The sequence below is a fragment of the Streptomyces sp. NPDC091271 genome (genome assembly GCF_044757505.1).
Taxonomy (GTDB): Bacteria; Actinomycetota; Actinomycetes; order Streptomycetales; family Streptomycetaceae; genus Streptomyces.
In genome coordinates, this window is record NZ_JBIVVD010000006.1 from 393,631 (window position 1) to 416,621 (window position 22,991).

The following is a 22,991-nucleotide window of genomic DNA, read 5'->3' on the forward strand; positions in this document are numbered from 1 at the left end:
TCCGTGACGGAAGGCACCACCACCACGGCCGCTGAGGGCAGCGACACTCTGACCCGCCTCGAGCAGGAGGGGGAGATCGCGGCTGACTACCTCGAAGGCCTGCTCGACATCGCCGACCTCGACGGTGACATCGACATGGACGTGGAGGCGGACCGGGCCGCGGTCTCGATCATCAGCGACTCGGCGCGTGACCTGCAGAAGCTTGTGGGCCGCGATGGTGAGGTGCTGGAGGCGCTCCAGGAGCTGACGCGCCTGGCCGTCCACCGCGAGACCGGTGACCGCAGCCGCCTGATGCTGGACATCGGCGGGTTCCGTGCCAAGAAGCGTGAGGTCCTGGCCGCCCTCGGTGCCAAGGCCGCGGATGAGGTCAAGAGCTCGGGTGAGCCGGTGAAGCTCGAGCCGATGACGCCGTTCGAGCGCAAGGTCGTGCACGACGCGATCGCGGCCGCAGGTCTGCGCAGCGAGTCCGAGGGCGAGGAGCCTCAGCGCTTCGTCGTCGTTCTCCCGGCCTGACCGGATCCTTGTACTGTCGGCCCCGTCTGTTCGCAGGCGGGGCCGATCTTTGTCAGCCTGATAGTCAGCGTGCTAATGCGGTACGGAAGGACGGTCCCCCGTGACGGAGGAAGCAGAGCTCCCTCAGGCGCCCAAGGAGGCGCAGGCGGTATTCGGTGAGTTCTTCCCAGAGGCTGTCAGGTATGCGGAGCTCCTCGCGGACGCCGGCGTCAAGCGCGGGCTGATCGGTCCGCGCGAGGTGCCGCGCCTGTGGGAACGCCACCTGCTGAACTGCGCGGTGCTCTCCGAAGTGGTCCCCGAGGGCGTCACGGTGTGCGACGTGGGTTCGGGGGCCGGCCTTCCCGGTATCCCGCTCGCGCTGGTACGACCCGACCTCAAGATCACGCTGCTCGAGCCGCTGCTGCGGCGCACGAATTTCCTTCAGGAAGTCGTCGAGCTCCTGGGCCTGGATCATGTGACGGTCGTCCGCGGCCGGGCCGAGGAGGTGCTGGGGACACTTCAGCCGGTTCACGTGGTGACGGCCCGGGCGGTTGCGCCGCTCGACAGGCTCGCCGGATGGGGAGTGCCCTTGCTGCGCCCCTACGGAGAGATGCTGGCGCTCAAGGGGGGCACGGCTGAGGAAGAGATCCAGGGGGCTCGGGCCGCTCTGAGCAAGCTCGGAGTGGTGGAGACCGAGGTGCTGCAGGTCGGTGAGGGCTTGGTCGACCCTGCGTCCACGGTGGTGCGTGTGGTGGTCGGAGAGAGCCCGGGCGGTGTGAGGTTCGCCGCAAAGCGGGCCAAGGCCGCACGGGTGGGCAGGACGCGGCGACGCCGATAAGCGCTGACTGAGTGACGATCCGGCGATCACGATTTGTGCGCTTAGTAAGCTTCTGGCCTTTTTGCACTGATGGTCCATGCAAGCAGCGATATGCGGAGCCTGCGGAGTGTCGGGAGCCCGCCACTGGGCTGCACAGGCATCGTGTTTCACGTGAAACGTCGCTCTCTGCTGCAGGGAATCATCGGTCGCGGTCGTGCGGCTGCCGCGCCGCGCGACCGCAAGCCCCTAAGGGCTACCGAGTTGTCCACAGAACCGGATTCATCCACAGAAGAGTCGGCCTCGCTGGTTCACGACCCCGAAAGCATGGCAGGCTCTGTGCATTGCGAGCCTGAAGTCGAGGAGAGTGAATCCTTGCGGTCCGACGCCAACATCGCGGGACCGATGACCGATCCGGTCCCCGGTCCCCGTACCGAGTCCCTGGGGGACGGTGTTTCACGTGAAACACCTCCGCCGATGGACGACACACCCATTGGTCGTGCGGCCCAGCTGGCGGTCGAGGCCCTCGGCCGCGCCGGCGAGGGGCTGCCACGACCTGACCGGACACGCGTCATGGTCGTGGCCAACCAGAAGGGTGGTGTGGGGAAGACGACCTCGACGGTCAACCTCGCCGCTTCGCTCGCGCTGCATGGCGCACGCGGCCTGGTGGTGGACCTCGATCCGCAGGGGAACGCCTCCACGGCTCTGGGGATCGATCATCATGCGGAAGTCCCCTCCATCTACGACGTACTGGTGGAGAGCATGCCGCTCTCCGAGGTGGTTCAGCCGGTCCCTGACGTCGAAGGCCTCTTCTGTGCGCCGGCGACCATCGATCTCGCCGGGGCGGAGATCGAGCTGGTATCGCTGGTGGCGCGGGAGAGCCGGCTGCAGCGGGCCATCCAGGCGTACGACCAGCCACTGGACTACATCCTCATCGACTGCCCGCCCTCGCTCGGTCTGCTGACGGTCAACGCGCTCGTGGCCGGAGCTGAGGTGCTCATCCCGATTCAGTGTGAGTACTACGCACTGGAGGGCCTCGGACAGCTGCTTCGCAACGTCGACCTGGTCCGTGGGCATCTGAACCCCGATCTCCACGTCTCGACGATCCTGCTCACCATGTACGACGGCAGGACGAGGCTTGCTTCACAGGTCGCGGAGGAGGTGCGCAGCCACTTCGGCAAGGAGGTTCTGCGGACCAGCATCCCGCGTTCTGTGCGCATCTCGGAGGCACCCAGCTACGGGCAGACCGTCCTGACATACGATCCGGGCTCCAGCGGATCCCTGTCCTACCTCGAGGCGGCCCGCGAGATCGCGCTGAGAGGCGTCGGAGTGCATTACGAGGCCCAGCACGCACCGGCGGCCGAGCCTGCCCATACGGGCGCCCAGAACAGTCAGCAGAGTCATTCGGAGGGCATGCAGTGAGTGAGCGTCGTAGAGGGCTGGGGCGTGGGCTCGGTGCACTGATTCCCGCAGCCCCGCAGGAGAAGCAGGTCGCGAGTCCTGCTTCCGGTACGAATGCGGGTGGCGCGTCTCCCATCCTGACCGCCGAGCGTGGGGTGGCTGCCGCAAAGCTGGCGGCGCTGCCTTCCGGCACGCTGGTCCCGGAGCCGAGTTCTCCCGTCGGCGAGCAGAAGACCGCCACCGAGCAGACCGATTCGGCCGGGGCGTACTTCGCTGAGATCCCGCTGACTTCGATCACGCCCAACCCCAAGCAGCCTCGCGAGGTCTTCGACGAGGATGCTCTGGCCGAGCTGGTCACCTCCATCAAGGAGGTCGGTCTCCTCCAGCCCGTCGTCGTACGCAAGGTCGACGATGACCGCTACGAGCTCATCATGGGTGAGCGCCGTTGGAGGGCGTGCGGCGAAGCCGGTCTGGAACGCATCCCGGCCATCGTCCGTGCGACCGACGACGAGAAGCTGCTGCTCGACGCGCTCCTGGAGAACCTGCACCGGGCCCAGCTGAATCCCTTGGAGGAGGCGGCGGCGTACGACCAGCTGCTGAAGGACTTCAAGTGCACGCATGATCAGCTGGCGGACCGGATCGGCCGGTCCCGCCCGCAGGTGTCGAACACGCTCCGTCTGCTGCGGCTCTCCCCGCCGGTGCAGCGCAGGGTCGCGGCGGGGGTCCTCTCGGCCGGCCACGCGAGGGCCTTGCTGTCGGTGGACGATTCCGAGGAGCAGGACCGGTTGGCACACCGCATCGTGGCCGAGGGGCTGTCGGTGCGGGCGGTCGAGGAGATCGTGAACCTTCTGGGTTCCGAGCCGACGAGCTCCGCGAAGCCGCGGGGACCCCGGGCCGGGGGGCGGGTCTCACCGGCACTGACCGATCTTGCCTCCCGCCTCTCCGACCGGTTCGAGACACGGGTGAAGGTCGACCTCGGGCAGAAGAAGGGGAAGATCGTCGTCGAGTTCGCCTCGATGGAGGATCTGGATCGCATTCTCGGCAGCCTTGCTCCGGGCGAGGGACGGGTGCTGGAACGGAGCGTCGAGGAAGAGGCCGAGGCCGACGAGGCCTGAGCCAGCAGGACAGTCAAGGGCGGGCCGAGCTCCGGGAAGTTCTCCGGAACTCGACCCGCCCTTTGCTGTCTCTCGGTGTCCCCATCACCTCTGGGTGGATACGATGCGTTCTGGTATGGCGTATCCACACACCGTGATCCACCTCAGAGGAGGCGGGGGCCGTGCGATCAGTGAATCGCAGCCACCTGGTGACAGTCGGTTTGGGGCTTGGTGCTGTCGGGGGGTTCGTCGGCAGCCTGTTCCGAGAACGGAGTGCGCTGGCATCCGCACGTGATGCGGCGGGCGAAGGAAGTGAGGAACCGCCTACATGGGGCGACGGCTCGTACCGCTCACACTGGACAACCTTCCGGATCTCCCCAGGCGCTGCCGCTCGTGTGTCTTCTGGGAACTTGATCCGGTCCGCGGGGAAGCTGCGGTAAAGGCAGGCAGGCCCGAACTCGAGAAGGAAGCCTGGATCTCCGCCGTATTGCTGGAGTGGGGATCCTGCGGCCGGGTCGTCTACGTGGACGATGTCGCGGCCGGCTTCGTTCTCTACGCGCCGCCTGCGTACGTTCCCCGGTCCACGGCGTTTCCCACCAGTCCTGTCTCCCCCGATGCCGTGCAACTGATGACCGCGTTGATCGTGCCGGGATTCCAGGGGCAAGGGCTGGGGCGCGTGATGGTGCAGACAGTCGCCAAGGACTTGTTGCGACGCGGCTTCAAGGCGATCGAGGCCTTTGGCGACGCCCGCTGGAAGGAGCCGGCGTGTGTGCTGCCTGCAGATCACTTGCTCGCGGTCGGCTTCAAGACGGTGCGTCCTCACCCAGCGCATCCGCGGCTGAGACTTGAACTGCGTACGACGCTCTCCTGGAAGGAAGACGTCGAGCTGGCGCTGGACAGGCTGCTGGGCGCCGTGCAGAAGGAGCCGGCGCTGCGCCCCCTCTGACTCTCGCGTTCCGATCTGTGGCTGAGGGGCGTGCAGAACGGCCCGAGCATGCAGAACGGGCCCACCCCGAGGGGTGGGCCCGTTTCACGTGAAACAGTCAGGCACTACTTCTGGACGATGAAGCCCTCGAGGTCGCGGAGAATCGCGGCCTTCGGCTTGGCGCCGACGATGGTCTTGGCGACCTCGCCGCCCTGGTACACGTTCAGCGTGGGGATCGACATCACGCCGTACTTCGCCGCGGTGGCCGGGTTCTCGTCGATGTTGAGCTTGACGATCTCGATCTCGTCGCCGTACTCAGCCGCGATGGCCTCCAGCGAAGGCGCGATCTGGCGGCACGGTCCGCACCAGGCGGCCCAGAAGTCCACCAGCACGGGCTTGTCGTTCTTCAGGACGTCCTCATCGAAAGAGTCGTCGGTTACGGTCTTCAGGGCGCCGGCCACGGCGGCCTCCTTAACTTCGCGGGGTGTGGGGTTCGGGGGATGCAGTCAGACTGCCGGAGTCTTCTCCGGCTCGGCGAGCTGCTCGTCGGAGAGCGCGGCCAGGAAGCGCTCAGCGTCGAGAGCGGCCGAGCAGCCGGTACCGGCTGCTGTGATGGCCTGTCGGTAGGTGTGATCGACGACGTCGCCGGCGCCGAAGACACCCTTCAGGTTGGTGCGCGTCGAGGGAGCCTCGACCTTGAGGTAGCCCTCGTCATCGAGGTCGAGCTGGCCCTTGAAGAGCTCCGTGCGGGGGTCGTGGCCGACAGCGATGAACAGGCCGGTCACCGGAAGCTCTGAGGTCTCACCGGTCTTGGTGTTGCGCAGGGTGAGGCTGGAGAGCTTCTGGTCCCCGTGGACCGTGGCCACCTCGCTGTCCCACGCGAACTTGATCTTCGGGTCGGCGAAGGCGCGGTCCTGCATGGCCTTGGAGGCGCGCAGGGAGTCGCGGCGGTGCACGATCGTGACGGACTTGGCGAACCGGGAGAGGAAAGTCGCCTCTTCCATGGCGGTGTCGCCGCCACCGACCACGGCGATGTCCTGGTCCTTGAAGAAGAAGCCATCGCAGGTCGCACACCAGGAGACACCGCGTCCGGAGAGCGCGTCCTCGTTGGGCAGGCCGAGCTTGCGGTGCTGGGATCCCGTGGTGACGATGACGGCCTTGGCGCGGTGCACCGTGCCGGCGGTGTCAGTGACGGTCTTGACGTCTCCGGAGAGGTCGACGGAGACGACATCGTCGGGGATGAGCTCGGCGCCGAAGCGCTCAGCCTGGGCGCGCATGTTGTCCATGAGCTCAGGGCCCATGATTCCGTCCTGGAAGCCCGGGAAGTTCTCCACGTCGGTGGTGTTCATCAGTGCACCGCCGGCGGTGACGGCGCCCTCGAACACCAGCGGCTTCAGCGACGCGCGAGCGGTGTACAGGGCGGCGGTGTAACCAGCCGGCCCGGAGCCGATGATGATCACATTACGGACGTCGCTCACGGGTTCTTCCTCGTCTCTGCAGACTGCCTACTGCCTACTGGGGTCGGTTCCACGACTCTCACCCCACCCAACGGATCCTACGGGGCATGCATTCCCGAAATACCGGTCCGGCTCCCGGCAAGGTCCTCAGGGCCGTGCGTAGGAGTGTGTGAGCAGCAGCCGTCCCTTTGCCGCGGGGGTGGAATCCACACAGGCTGCGTCGACGACATAGGCCTGGACGCGAGTGGAGTCGGTCGCATCGGGCAGCACGACAAGGAATGCGGCCGTCCCTTCGTAGTTGCCCTCTTCCACAGCGAGAGCAGGTGCGTCCCGGCCGGTGCCCTGCTGGACGCAGGGCGGAACGTCCACGATCGGTGCGCGCAGGGGGGTACGGGGGGAAGCGGCGCCGGTAGACAGCTCCCCCGGGGAGGACTTGGTATCCATCGACGGCTTGCCCGAGTCATCGCCGGCAGCCTCGGATGCCCCAGACTCGCTCAGAAGTGTATGGACGCGGCCTTCCAGCGTGCCCTTCGAGAAGTCTTCTCGGCTCCCTTCCGCAGCGCTGACTCCGCTGTCAGCCATCTTGCCGGCCGAGTCCTGGGACACCTGGACGGACTGGAGCAGGAAGACACTCATGCCGACTGCGGCTGCGCCGAAGGCGGCGCCCAGGATCACGGTGCGGCGCCGACGACGGGCCGGACTCCGGCCGGGGCCTGTGGCGCCACGAGGGTGGCCCGCGGGCCGAGGGGCTGCCGTCTTGCCCTCTGCCTCTGTTTCACGTGAAACAGGATTCCCGGCGGTGGGTGCCTGGGCGGCGGTCGCGGCTTCCGATGCCAGCGCCGCGTCGATCCGGTCGGCTACGTCGTCGGGCATGCGCTCAGGAAGGGGCCCTCCCTCCCCCAGCAGCGCGCGGATCTCTTCCAGCGAGGAGTGGATGTCGGCGCACTCTTCGCAGGCGTCGATGTGGCGGCGGAGTTCTGCCTCGCGGGACGGCTGGAGGAGACCTTCGATGAGGTCGGAGATCTCGGAGACGTCCGGGTGCTGAGCCGTGTCGGCTGTGGATGTCATGCGAGCCCACCTCCACCCTTTACGCCGGCAGGATCACTGTCGCCTGCGTCTCTTGGTCCTGACGCCGGTGGGACGGATGGCCCCTGCGTCCGGTTCCTTTCCATGGAGACCTCCTTGCCGTCCTCTCTGTTGGTTCGCAGATGGGTCAGCAGGGGGAGGAGTCTGGCCCGGCCGCGCGCACAGCGGCTCTTCACGGTGCCGGTCGGTACGTCGAGGATGCGGGCAGCCTCGGCGACGGGGTAGGCCTGCATATCCACAAGGACGAGCGCGGCGCGCTGCTCGGCGGGCAGGGTGGCCAGTGCCGCCACGAGCTCTCGGTGCAGGTCCTGCCGCTCAGCGGGAGCCTCGGCGGACTCGTGAGGCTCCATGAGCTGGTCGAGCCGCTCGGTGTCGTCGACCGGTGCGGTCTTCCGGGAAGCGGCCTTGCGGGCACGGTCCAGGCAAGCGTTGACGGTGATCCTGTGCAGCCATGTGGTCACAGCTGACTGGCCGCGGAAGGTATGGGCGGCACGGAACGCGGAGACAAGGGCATCCTGCACGGCGTCGGCTGCTTCCTCACGGTCGCCCAGTGTGCGCAGGGCCACGGCCCAGAGGCGGTCACGGTGTCGTCGCACGAGCTCACCGAAGGCGTCAGGGTCGCCTGCGACGTGCTGGGCCAGGAGATCCTGGTCGCTGGGCGGGTCGGATTGATGCACTGTCCCCCTCCCTACTTCTGGGCCCTGCCGGCATGGGATCGGTAGCACTCTTTCTTGATCTTGCTGCGGACAGTCCGAGCGCACGCATTTGATCATGGTCTGGTCGACCTGGTCAGAGTGCCGGCCTGTCTATCACGGTTCGACCGAGGAGAGCATAGAGATGAAGAAGCCTAGCTTTTAAGACGGCGGCGACCATGAGTATCTCAGTCGCAACGCTTGCTGGTGTGGGCGTTGTTGGAGGAGCGGGTACGGCAAGTTCTGCTGCGCTGGCTCGATCTGTACGCGAACGGCGGTTACAACTGTGCCGTAGCTATCCCCAGGAAGCCCGGCGCCAAGCTTCAGATGGGGGTCTTCATCAAGGTGAACGGTGGCACCCAGGTTTCCGACTACGGTCTCTAAAGCCAGTACGCAGGATCTGTCACGATCTACGCGAAGGGCATGTGTGTGCAGTTCGGCGGGCGCATGGGCATGGTCGGCACGGAGAGCGAGTGGGGCCACTGCGGCTGGACATTCACTGCCGTAGGACCGCGATGAGACAGGTGCGGAGTCACGCAGGCGGAGGCGCAAAACGGGCCGGTGAGGAGTTTCCTCGCCGGCCCGTTCGTTCAGCCGAGAACCGAGATCTCCGAGATGCCGCCCCGGAAGCCTGATGAGCCGTCGGGAGGCAGCTCCGCGATACGGACCAGAATGTAACGGGTCCGGACCGGCTCGGTGAGGGTCTTACGTACGGTGCTCCCCGCCGTCTCCAGGTTCGTGAGGCGATGAGGGAAGTCGGACAGCGAAGTGGGCTGGGAAGCATCTTCGCCTGCTGCCAGCACTTCGGCCTTCTGCTGGCCCCGGTACATCTTGATGTCGATGCCGGCGACGTCCTGTGCGCTGCCGAGGTCAACGATTATGCCGCTGCCCTGCTTGCGGTTCGCAAGGTTGCCGAAGTTGGCATAACCCACGTACCGGGGAGTGACCCAAGCGGTGTCCGACTTGCCGTCGATGGTGTTCGGGACGTCCTGCTGCTGAATTCCGGAACCGCTGGGAGTGAACTCCTCGGCGTCGACGATGCGGAGGTCCTTGAGGTGGGCCGGCACCTTGTTGTCGGCACCGTCCTCGGCGGTCTGTGTCGGAGTCGGTTCCCCGGAGTCGCTGTCCCGGTTGAGCACGGTTTCGGCCAGCTGCCAGCTGCCGAGACCCAGAGCGGCGATGAGCAGTGCGGAGACGGCCCACTTGAGTGCCTTGCCCGTGCGGCTCTGGAGAGGAGGCGGAGGAACTGCGATGACAGGCTGGGCCGCCGAGGTGGGTCGTACCGACGGGCGCCCGTAGGTGCCTTGCTGGTACGTCGTGCGCTGGTACTCCGGCGGCGCGGTGAAGGCGGGTTCCGGCGGCAGGATGCGGGGCATGGCGGCGACGGCCTTCGCCAGCTCGTCCGGGGTGGTGCACGGCTGTTCCTGGCGCGACGCGGTTGCGCCGTCGTTGGCGAGGGCGCGCATGGCCAGTTCGGACAGACCTCGGTGCACGCCGGCCCGCACCTGGTCCGGGGGAATCAGACCCAGGTCCTTGGGGAGCCCGGTGAGACCGTAGGCATCGCTCTCGTAGGGCCAGCGCCGGGTGAGGGCGGCATAGAGCAGGGCGCCGATGGCCTCGGTGTCGGTACGCAGCGGCTGGTCGGCGGTGACGCCGCGCAGTGCGGCGTTCACGGCCAGACCGCGGATCCGGTACTGGCCTGTGGAGCTGCGCAGTACGGCGCCGGGGGTGAGGCGCAGATGCGCGAGCCCTTCGCGGTGGGCGGCGGCCATGGCCTGGGAGATCTGGCTCACGAGCTGGTAGGCGTCGTGGGCTTCGAAGGGGCCTGCGGCCAGCAGCGCCGTGAGCTCGGTGGCGTCGGGGAGCCATTCGTGGACGACGTAGACGAGGTCGTCCTCCTCCACGGCGTCCAGGACCTGGACGAAGCGCGGGTCACCGAGCAGCGCCGAGGAGCGGGCCGCGGCCAGCACCGAGCGGGCGCGCGGGTGATCGGCGGGCAGGAGATGAACGCCTACCGCGCGCCGCAGTTTTTCGTCGACAGCACGCCAGCTGCTGAATCCGTCCAGTCGGGTGACGCACTCCTCGAGGCGGTACCGTCCGGCCAGCTTGTGACCGCTGTGCAGGTCGGGCGACGCCGGTACGGAGTCCGTCGAGCTGTCGCGCTCGCTCTCCGCGTCCAGCGGGCCTGCGCCCTCTGAGTCCTGGGTTTGTGCCGTCCCGTCGGTCGTGGCCGCGTCCGCCTTGGCGGTCAGCGGCTCGTCGCCGCCGTTGTCGGCCACGTCGACAGCAGCCGTGCTACGTTCCGCCACCGTCGTTCCTGCCTCCCCATCCGTTGCGCGATGCCAGCCAGCTCTGCACAGTCACGCCAATTGTGCCCACACTCCGGCGCTATGCACGACACGCGGTGTCCAGCGATGGTTGTGCGGCTCGGAGCGCATTCAGCGTCCGAGCCGTCCCCGGACCATGCCGACCATGCCGTTGAGCTCCTCGATACGCATCTTCTTCGCAGCGACGAAGAAGATGCCCAGCAGGATGACGCTGCCACAGACCAATGCCACCACGGAGCCGCCGGCTCCGTCGCCGAGGGCCTTCAGAAGAGCGAAGCCCACGCCGCCGCCGATCACCGCCGCGGGGATCGCGGCCAGGCAGAGACGGGCGTAGGTCCGCACCACGCGGGCTCCGTCGAGGTCCCCGCCGAGGCGGCTGCTGAGCCGTCGCCAGGCGATCCCGACACCGACCGCGTAGGCCAGCCCGTAGGAGGCCGCCATTCCCACGACTGCCCACTGCGCCGGAAGAATCACGTAGCAGAGGGCGGATGCCGCAGCATTGACCGCTGCCACGATCACCGTGTTGTAGAAGGGGGTGCGGGTGTCCTCGTACGCGTAGAAGCCGCGGAGTACTACGTACTGCACGGAGTACGGGATGAGGCCGAGGCCGAACGCCATCAGGATGAAGCCCATCGACCGTGCGGCCTCGGTGCCGCTGGAGGCGTAGAGCAGGGTGCACATCGGCAGGCCGAGCGCCAGGAAGGTGAAGGCGACCGGGACGATGGCCACCGCCGAGTTGCGCAGCCCCTGTGAGATGTCGTCGCGGACGGCTCCCGGGTCGTTGTCATGGGCTGCGCGGGAGATGCGGGGCAGCAGGGCCGCCATGACCGAGACGGTGATGATGGCCTGCGGCATGCCCCAGATCAGCTGGGCGTTCGAGTAGGCGAGAAAGCCCGTGCCGTCCTTGCCGGAGAGGCTGCCCGCCGAGGTCGCCAGCTGGGTGACGACGATGACGCCTGCCTGGTTGGCCAGCACGAACAGGACGGTCCACTTGGCGAGCTTGATCGTCTTCCCGAGTCCGTGGCCCTTCCAGTCGAAGCGGGGACGGAAGCGGAACCCTGCCTCACGGAGGTACGGGATCATGGCCAGGGCCTGCACGACCAGACCGAGCAGGGTGCCGATGCCCAGGAGCTTGACACCCTCCGGCGGGATCGTCTCCACGCCCATCCGGGATTCGGCGGAGGTGCCGTAGACCCAGATGAACAGGCCGAAGGTGAAGATCATGACGATGTTGTTGAGGACCGGGGTCCACATCATCGCGCCGAACCGGCCGCGGGCATTGAGGATCTGGCCCATGACCACATGGATGCCCATGAAGAAGATGGTCGGCAGGCAGTAGCGGGCGAAGGTGACCGCGACGCTGTTGGCGGCCTCGTTGTTCGCGATCGTCGGCGACATCATGTGGATGAGCCATGGCGCAGCGAAGACGGCGAGGGCGACGATCACAGCGAGGGCGACCATCACCAGCGTCAGCAGCCGGTTGGCGAAGGCCTCGCCGCCGTCCTCGTCGTCCTTCATGGACCGGACGAGCTGGGGAACGAAGACCGAGTTCAGCCCACCGCCCACGGTGAGGATGTAGATCATCGTCGGCAGGGTGTACGCGATGGTGAAGCTGTCACCGAGCAGGGCCGCGCCCAGCGCCGCGGTGATCACGAGGCTGCGGACGAAGCCGGTGAGCCGAGACACCAGGGTGCCCGCCGCCATCACCGCACTGGACTTCAGTATTCCGGCGGCACGGCCTCCGGACTTCGGCGGCACGGGTGCCGGAGCCGGCTCGGGCTCGGCGGGAGGGCCGGGAGGCCGGCCCGACCCCTCCTGGTCGCGGAAGAGGTGCGCGAAGGCATCCTGCTCGCCATGGTCGCCGGAGGCCTGGGTGACCAGGTCGTCCACACCTACGTACTGAGTGGTCGCTGCGTGGTCGCCGTACGGAAGGTGCCGGGAGGGGCCTGCGGGCTCCGGTGGCGGCGTCTGGGCCCAGATCCGGGGGTCGGGAGCGTACTGGGCAGCGGGAGGCTGCTGGTAGAGGGCCTGCGGCTCCTGATAGGTGCCCGGAGGCGGCGGAGGATGCGAGGCGCGGTCGTAGAGCGCCTCGGCCACCGGGTCCTGGGCCGCGAGGTCCTGGGCACGGTACGGGTCGTGGTCGTACGCGTGCTGCAGGTACGGGTCGGGTGCCTCTCCGTCCTGCCCGGCGCCCGGTGGCACCGGCGGACCGCTGGAAGACCCAGCTCCGCCCGCGCCCTGGCCGCGGTCACCGTCGTACGGCGCGTTCATCGAAACCCCACCTCATTGTCCCCGGCCGACAGGCCCCGACAGACATCGCTCAACGGTCCACTTTCTCACCCGGGCCCGACGGGTTCCCGCTTTCCGGACCGGTGTCCGGCGTCGGGTCACTCGGCTGCTCGGGTTCGCCGCCGTTGTTCTCCACTGCGCCGCCCGCGACGGTGCGCTTGCGGTGGGTGTACATCCTGATGCCCGCCAGGACCAGCAGCAGCAGTCCGCCGGCGATTACCAGAAGCACCGTCGGTGTGACTTCCGAGACCTTCACGATGAAGGTCATCTCCTCGCCGTAGGGCACGCCGTCCGCGGTGAAGAGCCGCGCCGTGACCTGGGCCTGTCCGTTGGCGTTGGCCGAGGCGTCGAACTTCACCGACTGGCTGTGCCCCCCCGCGATCTCGACGGGCTCCTCGGCGACCGCTTTGCCGTCGTTGAGCTTGAGCCGTGTGGCATTGCCCGACGTCAGACGGAGGACGAGGTGATCGACACCCTGGACCAGTTTGTTCTGCACGGTCACAGGAATCGTGGCGCTGCGCCCGGACAGGGTCACATCCGACTTCGTGATCAGCTGGACCTCGTTGCTGAGGCCCTGCAGATAGGTGCGGACGGCGTCACGGTACCGCTGCGCCTCCAGCGGCTTGCCGCGCCACGATGTCGACACGGAGCGGTTGATCGCGTTCCCGAAGGGGGTCACCACACGGTCGGGCTGCGTCAGGATGATCTGGAAGCTGTCGAGCGAGTCCTGCGTCGTCCTGATGTCCTGGAACGCCTGGGTGGGCAGCTCCTGGCTTCGCAGCTTCTTCGGGTACCGGGAGGCGCTGGGGACCTTGGTGATGGCTTGTGCGTCGGGCTTCTGCTCCGCTGCCGCCGTCAGGTCGAGTGGCTGTGTCCAGTGTTCGGCCGTGAGGGCCTGAAGCGCGCGCGCCATGCTCTGGGCCTGCGCAGCGGTGGGAGTCCGCTGCGGGGCGACGACGATGCTGCGCTCCTTGTCGGGGGCCTGCTCCGTCACCGCCAGCGTCTGGGCCAGGAATTTCTGGACGGCCAGGGTCGAGGCGCCGGCCTTGGACATGTCGCCGGTGAACGCGGTGGAGAGCCGGTGGTCGGAGACGACGGCGGTGGTGCCACCACCGATCGGCCGCGCCGATGTCGGTGTGTAGGGCAGCCCGCCGGTCTCCCGGAGGCTGTCGCTGCGGGCGATCACCTTGTGTGCCCCGGCGGAGGTGGCGACGTCGACGACCGAGGGATCGATCGCACCGTCCACGGGCCAGGCGAAGTCGGTGGACGGCTTCACATGAAGGACGGTCTCGACCGTTGTGCCCGCGACCTCGGTCGCCGTCTGCAGATGGCTGAGGGCACCCGAGACGTTCTTGCCGCGGTGGGCGATGGACGCGAGATCGGGGTCGGCGAACGGCAGGGCTACCACCTTCCCGTCCTTCACCGCCGCTTGCAGGTCCGTGAGCCACTTCTTGGCGATGGCCTGGTTCGTCCCGGCGACCGTGGTGTCGCCGACCTTGACGCGGTAGTTCTTCGTCATCGCATCGACGGAGGCCAACAGGTCGGGGTCGATCACCCAGGTGACAGGGAGCTGTCGTCCCAGCGAGACCAGCTGTTCCAGGCGGCCGCCGGGAGCGAGTTCGAGAGCCAGATCGTCATTGGCGAACACGGGGGTCTGCTGCTCGTCGGACCCGGTCTCCGCCGTGACATGTGCCGATGCGATCAGCGGCCAGAGGAAGGTGAGGTTGGTCTTGCTCGCGGCGTCCTCCGGCTGCCACGGCAGGAAGGTGCGCTGGATGCCGAGCACCTGGTCGTAGGCGTAGTCGGTGGTCCGGCCCGTGAGGGATACCCCGAGCTGGTAGACGCCCTCCGTGCCCAGGTCCAGCTTGTCCACCGGCACGGAGAGGGTGAAGTCCCGGCTGACCCCGGCCGCGAGCTCGGGGACCTTCAGCGTGTACGCGCCGCCGAGCTTTGCCGGGTCGCTCCCGGGCAGGTACCCGGTGCGCTTGGCGGCCTCGTCGACCGCGCCCCTGTCGGACAGCCTCGGCCCGACGCGCAGGTCGACCTCCGAGTCCGTGACCGTCTTCTTCCCTCTGTTCGTGAGGGTGCCGGAGACGGTGAGCGTGTCGCCCTCGACCGGTGCGCTGGGCGCGAGCGTGTCGAGGGACACATCGACGGTGCGCGAACCGGTCGGGGCCTTCGTGGCCCCCTCGGCCTGAGCCGAGGGCGCTGCGGGACCGGCCAGTAGGCCGGCGATCAGTGGTGCCCCGACGATCAAGGAGGCTGTGCGCCGGAGCCACCGGCGGGCAGGGGAGAGATTCATCCCCTGAAAGTCTGCCGCCTCGGCCACGCGTATCCGTCCCTCGTCGTCGTCAGCTGGTGCCGGCCCTGCCGGTCTCTGCGTCCCCGCATGGTAACGATGCGCCCGACGCCTGAGTGCCGGGGACCGTGCCACATGATCGGGAGAGTCTCGCAGGGACGCAAGAAGCGATGACGCCCGGGCCGGTCGGTGCACGTACCCTTTTCTGTTGTGCCGAACGCCAACGAAGACAGCCCCCGTGCACTGAGTCAGGTGCAGCACCGCGCAGTCAGTGAACTGCTGCGGGTGTCCCCCGTCGCCGATGACCTCGCTCTCCGATTCCAGGAGGCCGGATTCGGCCTCGCCCTGGTCGGCGGGTCCGTCCGCGATGCGTTGCTCGGCAGGCTCGGAAACGACCTGGACTTCACGACCGACGCCCGCCCGGAGGACGTACTCAAGATCGTCCGCCCCTGGGCCGACTCGGTCTGGGAGGTCGGAATCGCCTTCGGCACCGTCGGCTCGCAGAAGGACGGCTACCAGATCGAGGTGACGACCTACAGGTCGGAGGCGTACGACAGGACCTCACGCAAGCCCGAGGTCTCCTACGGCGACTCGATCGAGGAAGACCTCGTACGCCGTGACTTCACGGTCAACGCCATGGCCGTCGCCCTTCCGCAGAAGGAGTTCATCGACCCGCACGGCGGCCTCGACGACCTGGCTCAGCGCGTCCTGCGCACTCCGGGCACACCTGAGGCGTCCTTCTCCGACGATCCGCTGCGCATGCTGCGCGCCGCTCGCTTTGCCGCGCAGCTGGACTTCGAGGTGGCTCCCAACGTCGTCAAGGCCATGACGGACATGGCGGGGCGCATCGAGATCGTCTCGGCCGAGCGGGTCCGTGAGGAACTCAACAAACTGCTGCTCTCCGGTCACCCCCGTAAGGGACTGGGACTCCTCGTGGACACAGGTCTGGCCGACCGTGTGCTGCCCGAGCTCCCTGCTCTGCGCCTGGAAAGTGATGAGCATCACCGTCACAAGGACGTCTACGAGCACTCCTTGACCGTCCTGGAGCAGGCCATCGATCTGGAGGAGGACGGTGCGGATCTCGTGCTGCGCCTCGCGGCCCTGCTCCACGACATCGGGAAGCCGAGGACGCGACGCTTCGAGAAGGACGGCCGCGTCTCCTTCCACCACCACGAGGTGGTGGGGGCCAAGATGGCCAAGAAGCGGATGACCGAGCTCAAGTACTCCAACGACATGGTCAAGGACGTCTCCAGGCTCGTGGAGCTGCATCTGCGCTTCCACGGATACGGCGACGGGGAATGGACCGACTCCGCGGTGCGCAGGTATGTGCGGGACGCGGGGCCGCTGCTGGGCCGGCTGCACAAGCTGACGCGCTCCGACTGCACGACGCGGAACAAGCGCAAGGCGAACGCCCTGTCGCGCACCTACGACGGGCTCGAGGAGCGCATCGGGCAGCTGCAGGAGCAGGAGGAGCTGGAGGCGATCCGGCCCGACCTGGACGGCAACGAGATCATGCAGATCCTGGGTGTGGGGCCCGGGCCGGTGATCGGCAAGGCCTACTCGTTCCTGCTGGAGTTGAGGCTGGAGAACGGCCCGATGGGGCGCGATGCCGCGGTCGCCGCCCTCAAGGAGTGGTGGGCCGCACAAGGGTGAGGAGCCCGCCGTGTTTCACGTGAAACATGGTGCCGGGCGCCGGAGGGTGAGCCAAGGCAGTCGGTGAGGGGCGATGTTTCACGTGAAACATCGCCCCTCACTCGTTGATGTGGGCGCGCTGGAGCGCGATGCTCACCCGCCGCCGATGAATCATGGCCATCGAGACGATGGCGTAGAGCACGGCGACGCTGAGCACCACGACGACGGACCGCCCGTCAGGGGGGAGTGCGAGGGCGGACACTCCGGCGGCGGCGACGAAGGCGACGTTGAACAACACGTCATAGAGCGAGAAGACCCGGCCGCGATAAGCGTCGTCCACGGAGGTCTGCACCTCGGTATCCGTCGCGATCTTTGCTCCCTGGGTCACCAGCCCCAGAACGAATGCCGCCACCAGCATCGGGCCGGGGGTGAACGGGAGCCCCAATGCAGGCTCCAGGACAGCGGCTGCCCCGGCGCACCCCGCCATCCACCCGTACCGCCCGAAGCGTCCGACCGCCCACGGGGACGTGAGGGCAGCGACGAAGTACCCCGCCGCTGACGCGCCGAGCGCGAGCCCGAGGAGGGCGAGACCGTCGGACTCGCTGTCGGACCATGCGTAGCGGCACAGCATCAGCACCATCACCGTCAGCGCTCCGTAGCAGAAGCGGAGCACCGTTATGGCCGCAAGCGCGTGCGCCGCGTCCCTTCGCTCGGCCAGATGGCGCAACCCTGCGACGAGCCCCCGGGCGGTGGTGCCGAGTGCCTCGCGAAGTGGCACATGGTGCAGGTCCCGGTCCGGTCCGAGGAGCGTGCGGGGCAAGGCCAGGGAGGCTACCGCCGAGAGGAGGTAGAGGACGGCGCCCAGCATGACCACGGCGGCATCGGACCCGTCCGTCAGTAGCTGGATGCCCAGGGCGAGGCCACCGCCCGCAGTGGCGGACAGCGTGCCGGCCGTCGGGGAGAGGGAGTTGGCGAGGACGAGCCGCTCGGTGTCGACGACGCGAGGGAGCGCTGCCGAGAGCCCGGCCAGCACGAAACGGTTGACGGCGGTGACGCAGAGCGCGGAGGCGTAGAAGAGCCAGTCCGGTACGGAACTCAGGAGCAGCAGGGCCGTGCAGCAGGCCAGCGCGGCGCGCAGCAGGTTCCCGTACAGGAAGACCTGGCGGCGGGGCCAGCGGTCGAGCAGGACTCCTGCGAACGGGCCGATCAGCGAATAGGGGAGCAGCAGCACGGCCATGGCGGAGGCGATGGCACCCGGTGTGGTCTGGTTCTCCGGCGAGAAGACGACGTACGTGGCGAGCGCGACCTGATAGACGCCGTCAGCCGACTGGGAGAGAAGTCGTACGGCGAGCAGGCGACGGAAGTTCCGAAGGCGCAGGAGTACGCCCAGATCACGCACGACAGGCATGTGTGCAAGGGTCACACATGCGGGGGGCCTCCGGGCGGATTGCCCGGGGACCCCCCGACATGGACAGGCGTGAAGCAGTGATCCGCCGGATCAGCGCTCGACGTCGCCGGCGATGAACTTCTCGACGTTCTCGCGGGCCTCGTCGTCGAAGTACTGGACCGGCGGGGACTTCATGAAGTACGAGGAGGCCGAGAGGATCGGGCCGCCGATGCCGCGGTCCTTGGCGATCTTCGCGGCGCGCACGGCGTCGATGATGACACCGGCGGAGTTCGGGGAGTCCCAGACCTCGAGCTTGTACTCCAGGTTCAGCGGAACGTCACCGAAGGCGCGGCCCTCGAGGCGCACGTACGCCCACTTGCGGTCGTCCAGCCAGGCCACGTAGTCCGAGGGGCCGATGTGGACGTTGTCCGCACCGAGCTCGCGGTCACGGATCTGCGAGGTGACGGCCTGCGTCTTCGAGATCTTCTTGGACTCCAGGCGCTCACGCTCGAGCATGTTCTTGAAGTCCATGTTGCCGCCGACGTTCAGCTGCATCGTGCGGTCCAGGACGACGCCCCGGTCCTCGAAGAGCTTCGCCATCACGCGGTGCGTGATGGTGGCGCCGACCTGGGACTTGATGTCGTCGCCGACGATCGGGACACCGGCCTCGGTGAACTTGTCGGCCCACTCCTTGGTGCCGGCGATGAACACCGGGAGAGCGTTGACGAACGCGACCTTGGCGTCGATGGCGCACTGCGCGTAGAACTTCGCAGCCACCTCGGAACCGACGGGCAGGTAGCAGACAAGGACGTCGACCTGCTTGTCCTTGAGGATCTGGACGATGTCGACGGGGGCGTCCGCCGACTCCTCGATCGTCTCGCGGTAGTACTTGCCCAGGCCGTCGTGGGTGTGGCCGCGCTGAACGGTCACGCCGGTGTTCGGCACGTCGGCGATCTTGATGGTGTTGTTCTCACTGGCGCCGATGGCGTCCGCGAGGTCGAGGCCGACCTTCTTCGCGTCGACGTCGAAGGCGGCGACGAACTCGACGTCGCTCACGTGGTACTCGCCGAACTGAACGTGCATCAGACCGGGCACCTTGCCGGCCGGATCGGCGTCCTTGTAGTACTCGACGCCCTGCACCAGCGAGGCGGCGCAGTTGCCCACGCCGACGATGGCTACGCGAACCGAACCCATGCCGATTGCTCCCTGTGTGTTCTCGGTGTTCCCCGATGACGCCTTGCGGGTCTGCGGGGATATCACTTGGTGTCGTCGGACGGATCCGGCCGGGTGTCGTCCCGGTGCCGGGGCAGGCCGCCCGTCTCTCCTGATGTGTCGTGCTGAGCGGAGCCCTCGGGCGAGGATCGTCGCTGATCCCGTCCCGACCGCTCGCTCTCGATGAGCTCGTTCAGCCAGCGCACTTCGCGCTCCACGGACTCCATGCCGTGCCGCTGCAGCTCAAGCGTGTAGTCATCGAGTCGTTCACGGGTGCGGGCGAGAGAGGCGCGCATCTTTTCGAGGCGCTCCTCCAGCCTGCTGCGGCGTCCTTCGAGCACGCGCATCCGCACCTCGCGCTCCGTCTGTCCGAAGAAGGCGAACCGAGCCGCGAAGTGCTCGTCCTCCCAGGAGTCCGGACCGGTGTGCGAGAGCAGCTCCTCGAAGTGCTCCTTACCTTCTGCCGTCAACCGGTAGACGATCTTGGCGCGGCGCCCGGCCAGCGAGGACGAGGGGGCGACCCCACGGCCTGTGGCAGGTGGCTGTGCCGGAACACTTCCCGGTTCCTCGATCAACCAGCCGTTGGCGACCAGCGTCTTGAGGCAGGGGTAGAGGGTGCCGTAGCTGAAGGCGCGGAAGATCCCCAGCGACGTGTTGAGGCGCTTGCGCAGCTCGTACCCGTGCATGGGTGACTCGCGGAGCAGGCCGAGTACGGCGAATTCGAGGATGCCGGAGCGTCTGCTCATCCTTCGCCTCCTCCTCCGCCTGGTACATCCACGGGCTGTCGGACCCACCTTATGCCGTGCTGATGTATCGACTCGATACATCAGCACGATAGATCGGCCCGCGATGTTCGACAAGGGGAGGGTTCGTGAGCGGCGTCACATCCCCGATTCATAGGGAGTGACTTGCGTAATTTGGGGTGAAGTTCGGTCCCCGGAGGTTTTTGACCGTGCGTAGTCTGTGCGGCATGCAGACCACCGGGAACCGTGAGACGCCGTCGAGCGTCAGTCATCGCGGACTGTCGGATGTACTGCGGGTGAGCCTTCCGCACGGCTCGTCCGTAATTCGGGGGGACCGGATCTCAACTGCCGCTTCCAGGCGCTCTTGCCTGCCCGAGGAGTAGTCGTTCGATGAGCGAGCACCGTCGCAAAACGCCGCAACCGCAAGGTGGCGGGCGCGCAGCGGCCAGACGAGCCGCCCAACAGCCTGCTGGACGCCGCACCGATTCGTCACGCAGAGCCACCTCAGCATCACCTTCCGAAGCGCAGGGCGAGGATCCGTCGTACGGCGGCCGCGCCGAGGCCCGTCGAGCCGCCCAGCGCGGCGGGAGCAGGCGGCGGGGAGGTGGCGACAGCAGTGGTCACGAGGGCCGTGGCCGGGGTCGCGCCGACTCCGGCAAGAAGCGCTTCATCGACTACCCGCGGGCCGGTAAGTACGGCTTCCGCCGCTGGGTGCCGTCGTGGAGGCTGGTCTCCGGCCTGTGCCTGGGCTTCCTGGGCCTGATGATGGGGGCGGCCGGGCTCGCGTACGCGCTGGTGGTGCCGCCCGAGGTCCAGAGCCTCGCCAAGGCGCAGAACAACGTCTACTACTGGGACGACAACACACAGATGGTCGCCACCGGCGGTTCCGTCAACCGCCAGGAGATCGATTACGCCCAGATCCCCGAAGCGATGCGGAACGCTGTCATCTCGGCCGAGAACAAGTCGTTCGAGTCCGACAGGGGCATCGACCCCATGGGTATCGCCCGCGCCTTCTGGAACATGGCCCGGGGAGGAGAGACCCAGGGCGGTTCCACGATCACTCAGCAGTACGTGAAGAACTCCATGCTTTCCCAGGACCAGACCCTGAGCCGGAAGGTCAAGGAACTCTTCATCACGCTCAAGGTCGGTGAGACGAGAGGTAAGAAGGAGGTCATGGCGGGTTACCTCAACGTCTCCTACTACGGACGGAATGCGTCGGGGCTTCAGGCGGCGGCGCGTACGTACTACGGCAAGGACGCCGAGAAGCTCAACGCGAGCGAGTGCGCCTTCCTGGCGACGCTGCTCAAGGGCGCGAGCTACTACGACCCAGCGGGTGCCCCCGACGTGGACCGGGTGAACGCGACAGCGGCGAAGAACCTCGAGCGGGCCAAGAAGCGCTGGAGCTGGATCCTCGACGAGGAGGTCAAGGACGGCCGGCTGAGCGCGGCAAAGCGCGCGACCTTCACCGAGTTCCCCATGCCGGATCCGCCGAAGAAGGACGCCAAGCTGGGTGGTCAGACCGGATACCTGGTCGACCTCGCCACGAAGTACTTCCTCGCGCACAACGACGAGGGCGTCACCGAGAAGGAACTGGCCCAGGGCGGCTACGAGATCCACACGACCTTCAGCAAGAAGAAGGTCTCGGAGCTCGAGAAGTCGATCAAGAAGGTGTACGACGCCAAGATCGACCCTGAGAAGCGACCCGACAAGGACACGCACGTCGAGTTCGGTGGTGCGTCGGTGGACACCAAGACGGGCGCCATCATCGCCACGTACGGCGGTCAGGACGCGACGCAGCACTACACCAACAACGCCGACGCGACCGGTGCGCAGGTCGGTTCGACGTTCAAGCCGTTCGTGCTGGCGGCCGCCATGGAGCACGGGAAGCGCGATCCCGACGGTGGCGAGGAGCAGACCGACTCGGAGCGTACGCCCGTCTCGCCGAAGAGCATCTACAACGGCGACAACAAGCTGAAGATCAATCAGTACAACGGTCAGGTCTGGCAGAACAAGGAAGGCAAGGAGTGGCTCCAGACGAACGACGGAGACCACGACTACGGAGACATCACCCTCCGCTACGCCATGCAGGAGTCGGCCAACTCCCCCTATGTCCAGCTCGGCATGGACGTCGGCACCGACAAGGTGAAGGAGGCCGCCGTGAAGGCGGGGCTGCGCGACGACGAGTACATGGCGGACTCGAACTTCCCCTCGTTCTCCATCGGGACGTCCTCGCCGAGCGCCATCCGGATGGCCGGCGCGTACTCCACCTTCGCCACCAGCGGCAAGCAGCGGGAGCCCTTCTCGGTCACCGAGGTCAAGCACAGGGGCGACGTCATCTACCAGCACGACGCGGTGACCAAGCAGGCGTTCCCCAGCAGGGTTGCGGACAACGTCACCGACGTGCTGAAGAACGTCGTCGAGAACGGGACGGGTACGCCGGCCCAGATCCCAGGGCGTGACGTGGCCGGCAAGACCGGTACGACGGACGGCAACAAGTCGGCGTGGTTCGTCGGCTACACCCCGCAGATCTCGACGGCCGTCAGCATGTTCCGGATGGACGACGACGAGACGAAGAAGGACCGCGAGTTCCTGGAGATGTACGGCACGGGTGGCGAGAAGTCGATCCACGGAGCCTCGTTCCCGGCGCAGATCTGGCAGGACTACATGACCGACGCGGTGAAGGGCACGAAGGTCGTGAACTTCCCGAAGCCGGAACCGATCGGCGAGAGGCTCTACGGCGGCGGCGCGGTCAGCCCCAGCCCGACGCCGAGCCCGACGCCTTCGCCTTCGGAGTCCAGCAAGGAGCCGACGCCGTCTGCCACACCGTCGTCCCCGACGGCTTCGCCGAGCGAGACGTGCGCGCCGCTCGACTGGGAGTGCAGGAACAACCAGGACGGCGGGACCACCGACGGCAACGGCAACGGCAACGGCAACGGCAACGAAGGGACCACCGACGGGTCGACCGACGGTGGGACGGACACCGGTGCCACCGACGGCGGGACGGACACCGGGACGACCGAAGGAACGACCGAGGGCACGACCGAGGGCGAGGAGAACGGCCGAGGCGGGATCTTCGGCGGCGGCGGTTAGCACCCCTCAGGGCGGCGTGGATCACACCCCGCGCCCTCCGGGAGCCCTGTG

The 22,991-nt window shown here is 67.4% G+C and carries 17 protein-coding genes; 7 read left to right on the top strand and 10 right to left on the bottom strand.

What is annotated here, in order from left to right; genetic code table 11:
- Positions 1 to 3 precede the first annotated feature (3 nt).
- The 5 genes from ACIQM3_RS25880 (at position 4) to ACIQM3_RS25900 (ending at position 4,747) form a co-directional block, all read left to right on the top strand.
- Positions 4 to 513 (top strand): protein jag, encoded by a 510-nt coding sequence (locus tag ACIQM3_RS25880; RefSeq protein ID WP_393763648.1) that lies wholly within the window; start codon positions 4 to 6, stop codon positions 511 to 513.
- A 100-nt stretch (positions 514 to 613) separates the two neighbouring features.
- On the top strand, positions 614 to 1,330 hold the full coding sequence (gene rsmG / locus ACIQM3_RS25885) for a 16S rRNA (guanine(527)-N(7))-methyltransferase RsmG (RefSeq protein ID WP_329230755.1): 717 nt from the start codon (positions 614 to 616) through the stop codon (positions 1,328 to 1,330).
- A 303-nt stretch (positions 1,331 to 1,633) separates the two neighbouring features.
- Complete coding sequence (locus ACIQM3_RS25890; protein WP_401628376.1) at positions 1,634 to 2,728, top strand: ParA family protein; 1,095 nt, start codon at positions 1,634 to 1,636, stop codon at positions 2,726 to 2,728.
- On the top strand, positions 2,725 to 3,822 hold the full coding sequence (locus tag ACIQM3_RS25895) for a ParB/RepB/Spo0J family partition protein (protein WP_401627983.1): 1,098 nt from the start codon (positions 2,725 to 2,727) through the stop codon (positions 3,820 to 3,822). The genes ACIQM3_RS25890 and ACIQM3_RS25895 overlap by 4 nt, the downstream gene beginning before the upstream one ends.
- A 307-nt stretch (positions 3,823 to 4,129) precedes the next feature.
- Positions 4,130 to 4,747: a GNAT family N-acetyltransferase gene (locus tag ACIQM3_RS25900; RefSeq protein WP_401627985.1), complete on the top strand. Its 618-nt coding sequence runs from the start codon at positions 4,130 to 4,132 to the stop codon at positions 4,745 to 4,747.
- Positions 4,748 to 4,851: 104 nt separating this feature from the next.
- Here ACIQM3_RS25900 and trxA read toward each other — a convergent pair whose 3' ends face one another.
- The 7 genes from trxA to ACIQM3_RS25935 form a co-directional block, all read right to left on the bottom strand.
- The gene (trxA, locus tag ACIQM3_RS25905) at positions 4,852 to 5,187 is read right to left on the bottom strand and encodes a thioredoxin (protein ID WP_401627986.1); all 336 of its coding nucleotides are present in this window, start codon (positions 5,185 to 5,187) and stop codon (positions 4,852 to 4,854) included.
- A gap of 45 nt (positions 5,188 to 5,232) precedes the next feature.
- The gene (gene trxB, locus ACIQM3_RS25910; protein WP_401627987.1) at positions 5,233 to 6,204 is read right to left on the bottom strand and encodes a thioredoxin-disulfide reductase; all 972 of its coding nucleotides are present in this window, start codon (positions 6,202 to 6,204) and stop codon (positions 5,233 to 5,235) included.
- A 126-nt stretch (positions 6,205 to 6,330) separates the two neighbouring features.
- Complete coding sequence (locus tag ACIQM3_RS25915; RefSeq protein WP_401627988.1) at positions 6,331 to 7,251, bottom strand: anti-sigma factor family protein; 921 nt, start codon at positions 7,249 to 7,251, stop codon at positions 6,331 to 6,333.
- Positions 7,248 to 7,946 (bottom strand): RNA polymerase sigma factor SigM, encoded by a 699-nt coding sequence (gene sigM, locus ACIQM3_RS25920; RefSeq protein WP_401627990.1) that lies wholly within the window; start codon positions 7,944 to 7,946, stop codon positions 7,248 to 7,250. The genes ACIQM3_RS25915 and sigM overlap by 4 nt, the downstream gene beginning before the upstream one ends.
- Positions 7,947 to 8,551: 605 nt before the next feature.
- Complete coding sequence (locus ACIQM3_RS25925) at positions 8,552 to 10,270, bottom strand: serine/threonine protein kinase (protein WP_401627991.1); 1,719 nt, start codon at positions 10,268 to 10,270, stop codon at positions 8,552 to 8,554.
- Positions 10,271 to 10,399: 129 nt separating this feature from the next.
- Positions 10,400 to 12,559, bottom strand: a complete 2,160-nt coding sequence (gene murJ / locus ACIQM3_RS25930) for a murein biosynthesis integral membrane protein MurJ (protein WP_401627993.1) — start codon at positions 12,557 to 12,559, stop codon at positions 10,400 to 10,402.
- A 49-nt stretch (positions 12,560 to 12,608) separates the two neighbouring features.
- On the bottom strand, positions 12,609 to 14,906 hold the full coding sequence (locus ACIQM3_RS25935) for a DUF6049 family protein (protein WP_401627995.1): 2,298 nt from the start codon (positions 14,904 to 14,906) through the stop codon (positions 12,609 to 12,611).
- 180 nt (positions 14,907 to 15,086) lie between these two features.
- Here ACIQM3_RS25935 and ACIQM3_RS25940 point away from each other — a divergent pair, with 180 nt between their 5' ends.
- The gene (locus tag ACIQM3_RS25940) at positions 15,087 to 16,529 is read left to right on the top strand and encodes a CCA tRNA nucleotidyltransferase (protein ID WP_401627996.1); all 1,443 of its coding nucleotides are present in this window, start codon (positions 15,087 to 15,089) and stop codon (positions 16,527 to 16,529) included.
- Between the two features lie 97 nt (positions 16,530 to 16,626).
- Here the strand turns inward: ACIQM3_RS25940 and ACIQM3_RS25945 are convergent, their stop codons facing one another.
- The 3 genes from ACIQM3_RS25945 to ACIQM3_RS25955 form a co-directional block, all read right to left on the bottom strand.
- A complete protein-coding gene (locus ACIQM3_RS25945; protein ID WP_401627998.1) occupies positions 16,627 to 17,916 on the bottom strand; it encodes an MFS transporter in 1,290 nt (429 codons plus the stop codon).
- 90 nt (positions 17,917 to 18,006) lie between these two features.
- Positions 18,007 to 19,089 (bottom strand): inositol-3-phosphate synthase, encoded by a 1,083-nt coding sequence (locus ACIQM3_RS25950; protein ID WP_401628000.1) that lies wholly within the window; start codon positions 19,087 to 19,089, stop codon positions 18,007 to 18,009.
- A 62-nt stretch (positions 19,090 to 19,151) separates the two neighbouring features.
- Entirely contained in the window at positions 19,152 to 19,853 is a 702-nt protein-coding gene (locus tag ACIQM3_RS25955; RefSeq protein WP_401628002.1) for a helix-turn-helix transcriptional regulator, read from the bottom strand.
- 708 nt (positions 19,854 to 20,561) lie between these two features.
- Here ACIQM3_RS25955 and ACIQM3_RS25960 point away from each other — a divergent pair.
- The gene (locus tag ACIQM3_RS25960; RefSeq protein ID WP_401628004.1) at positions 20,562 to 22,940 is read left to right on the top strand and encodes a transglycosylase domain-containing protein; all 2,379 of its coding nucleotides are present in this window, start codon (positions 20,562 to 20,564) and stop codon (positions 22,938 to 22,940) included.
- Positions 22,941 to 22,991: the final 51 nt, after the last annotated feature.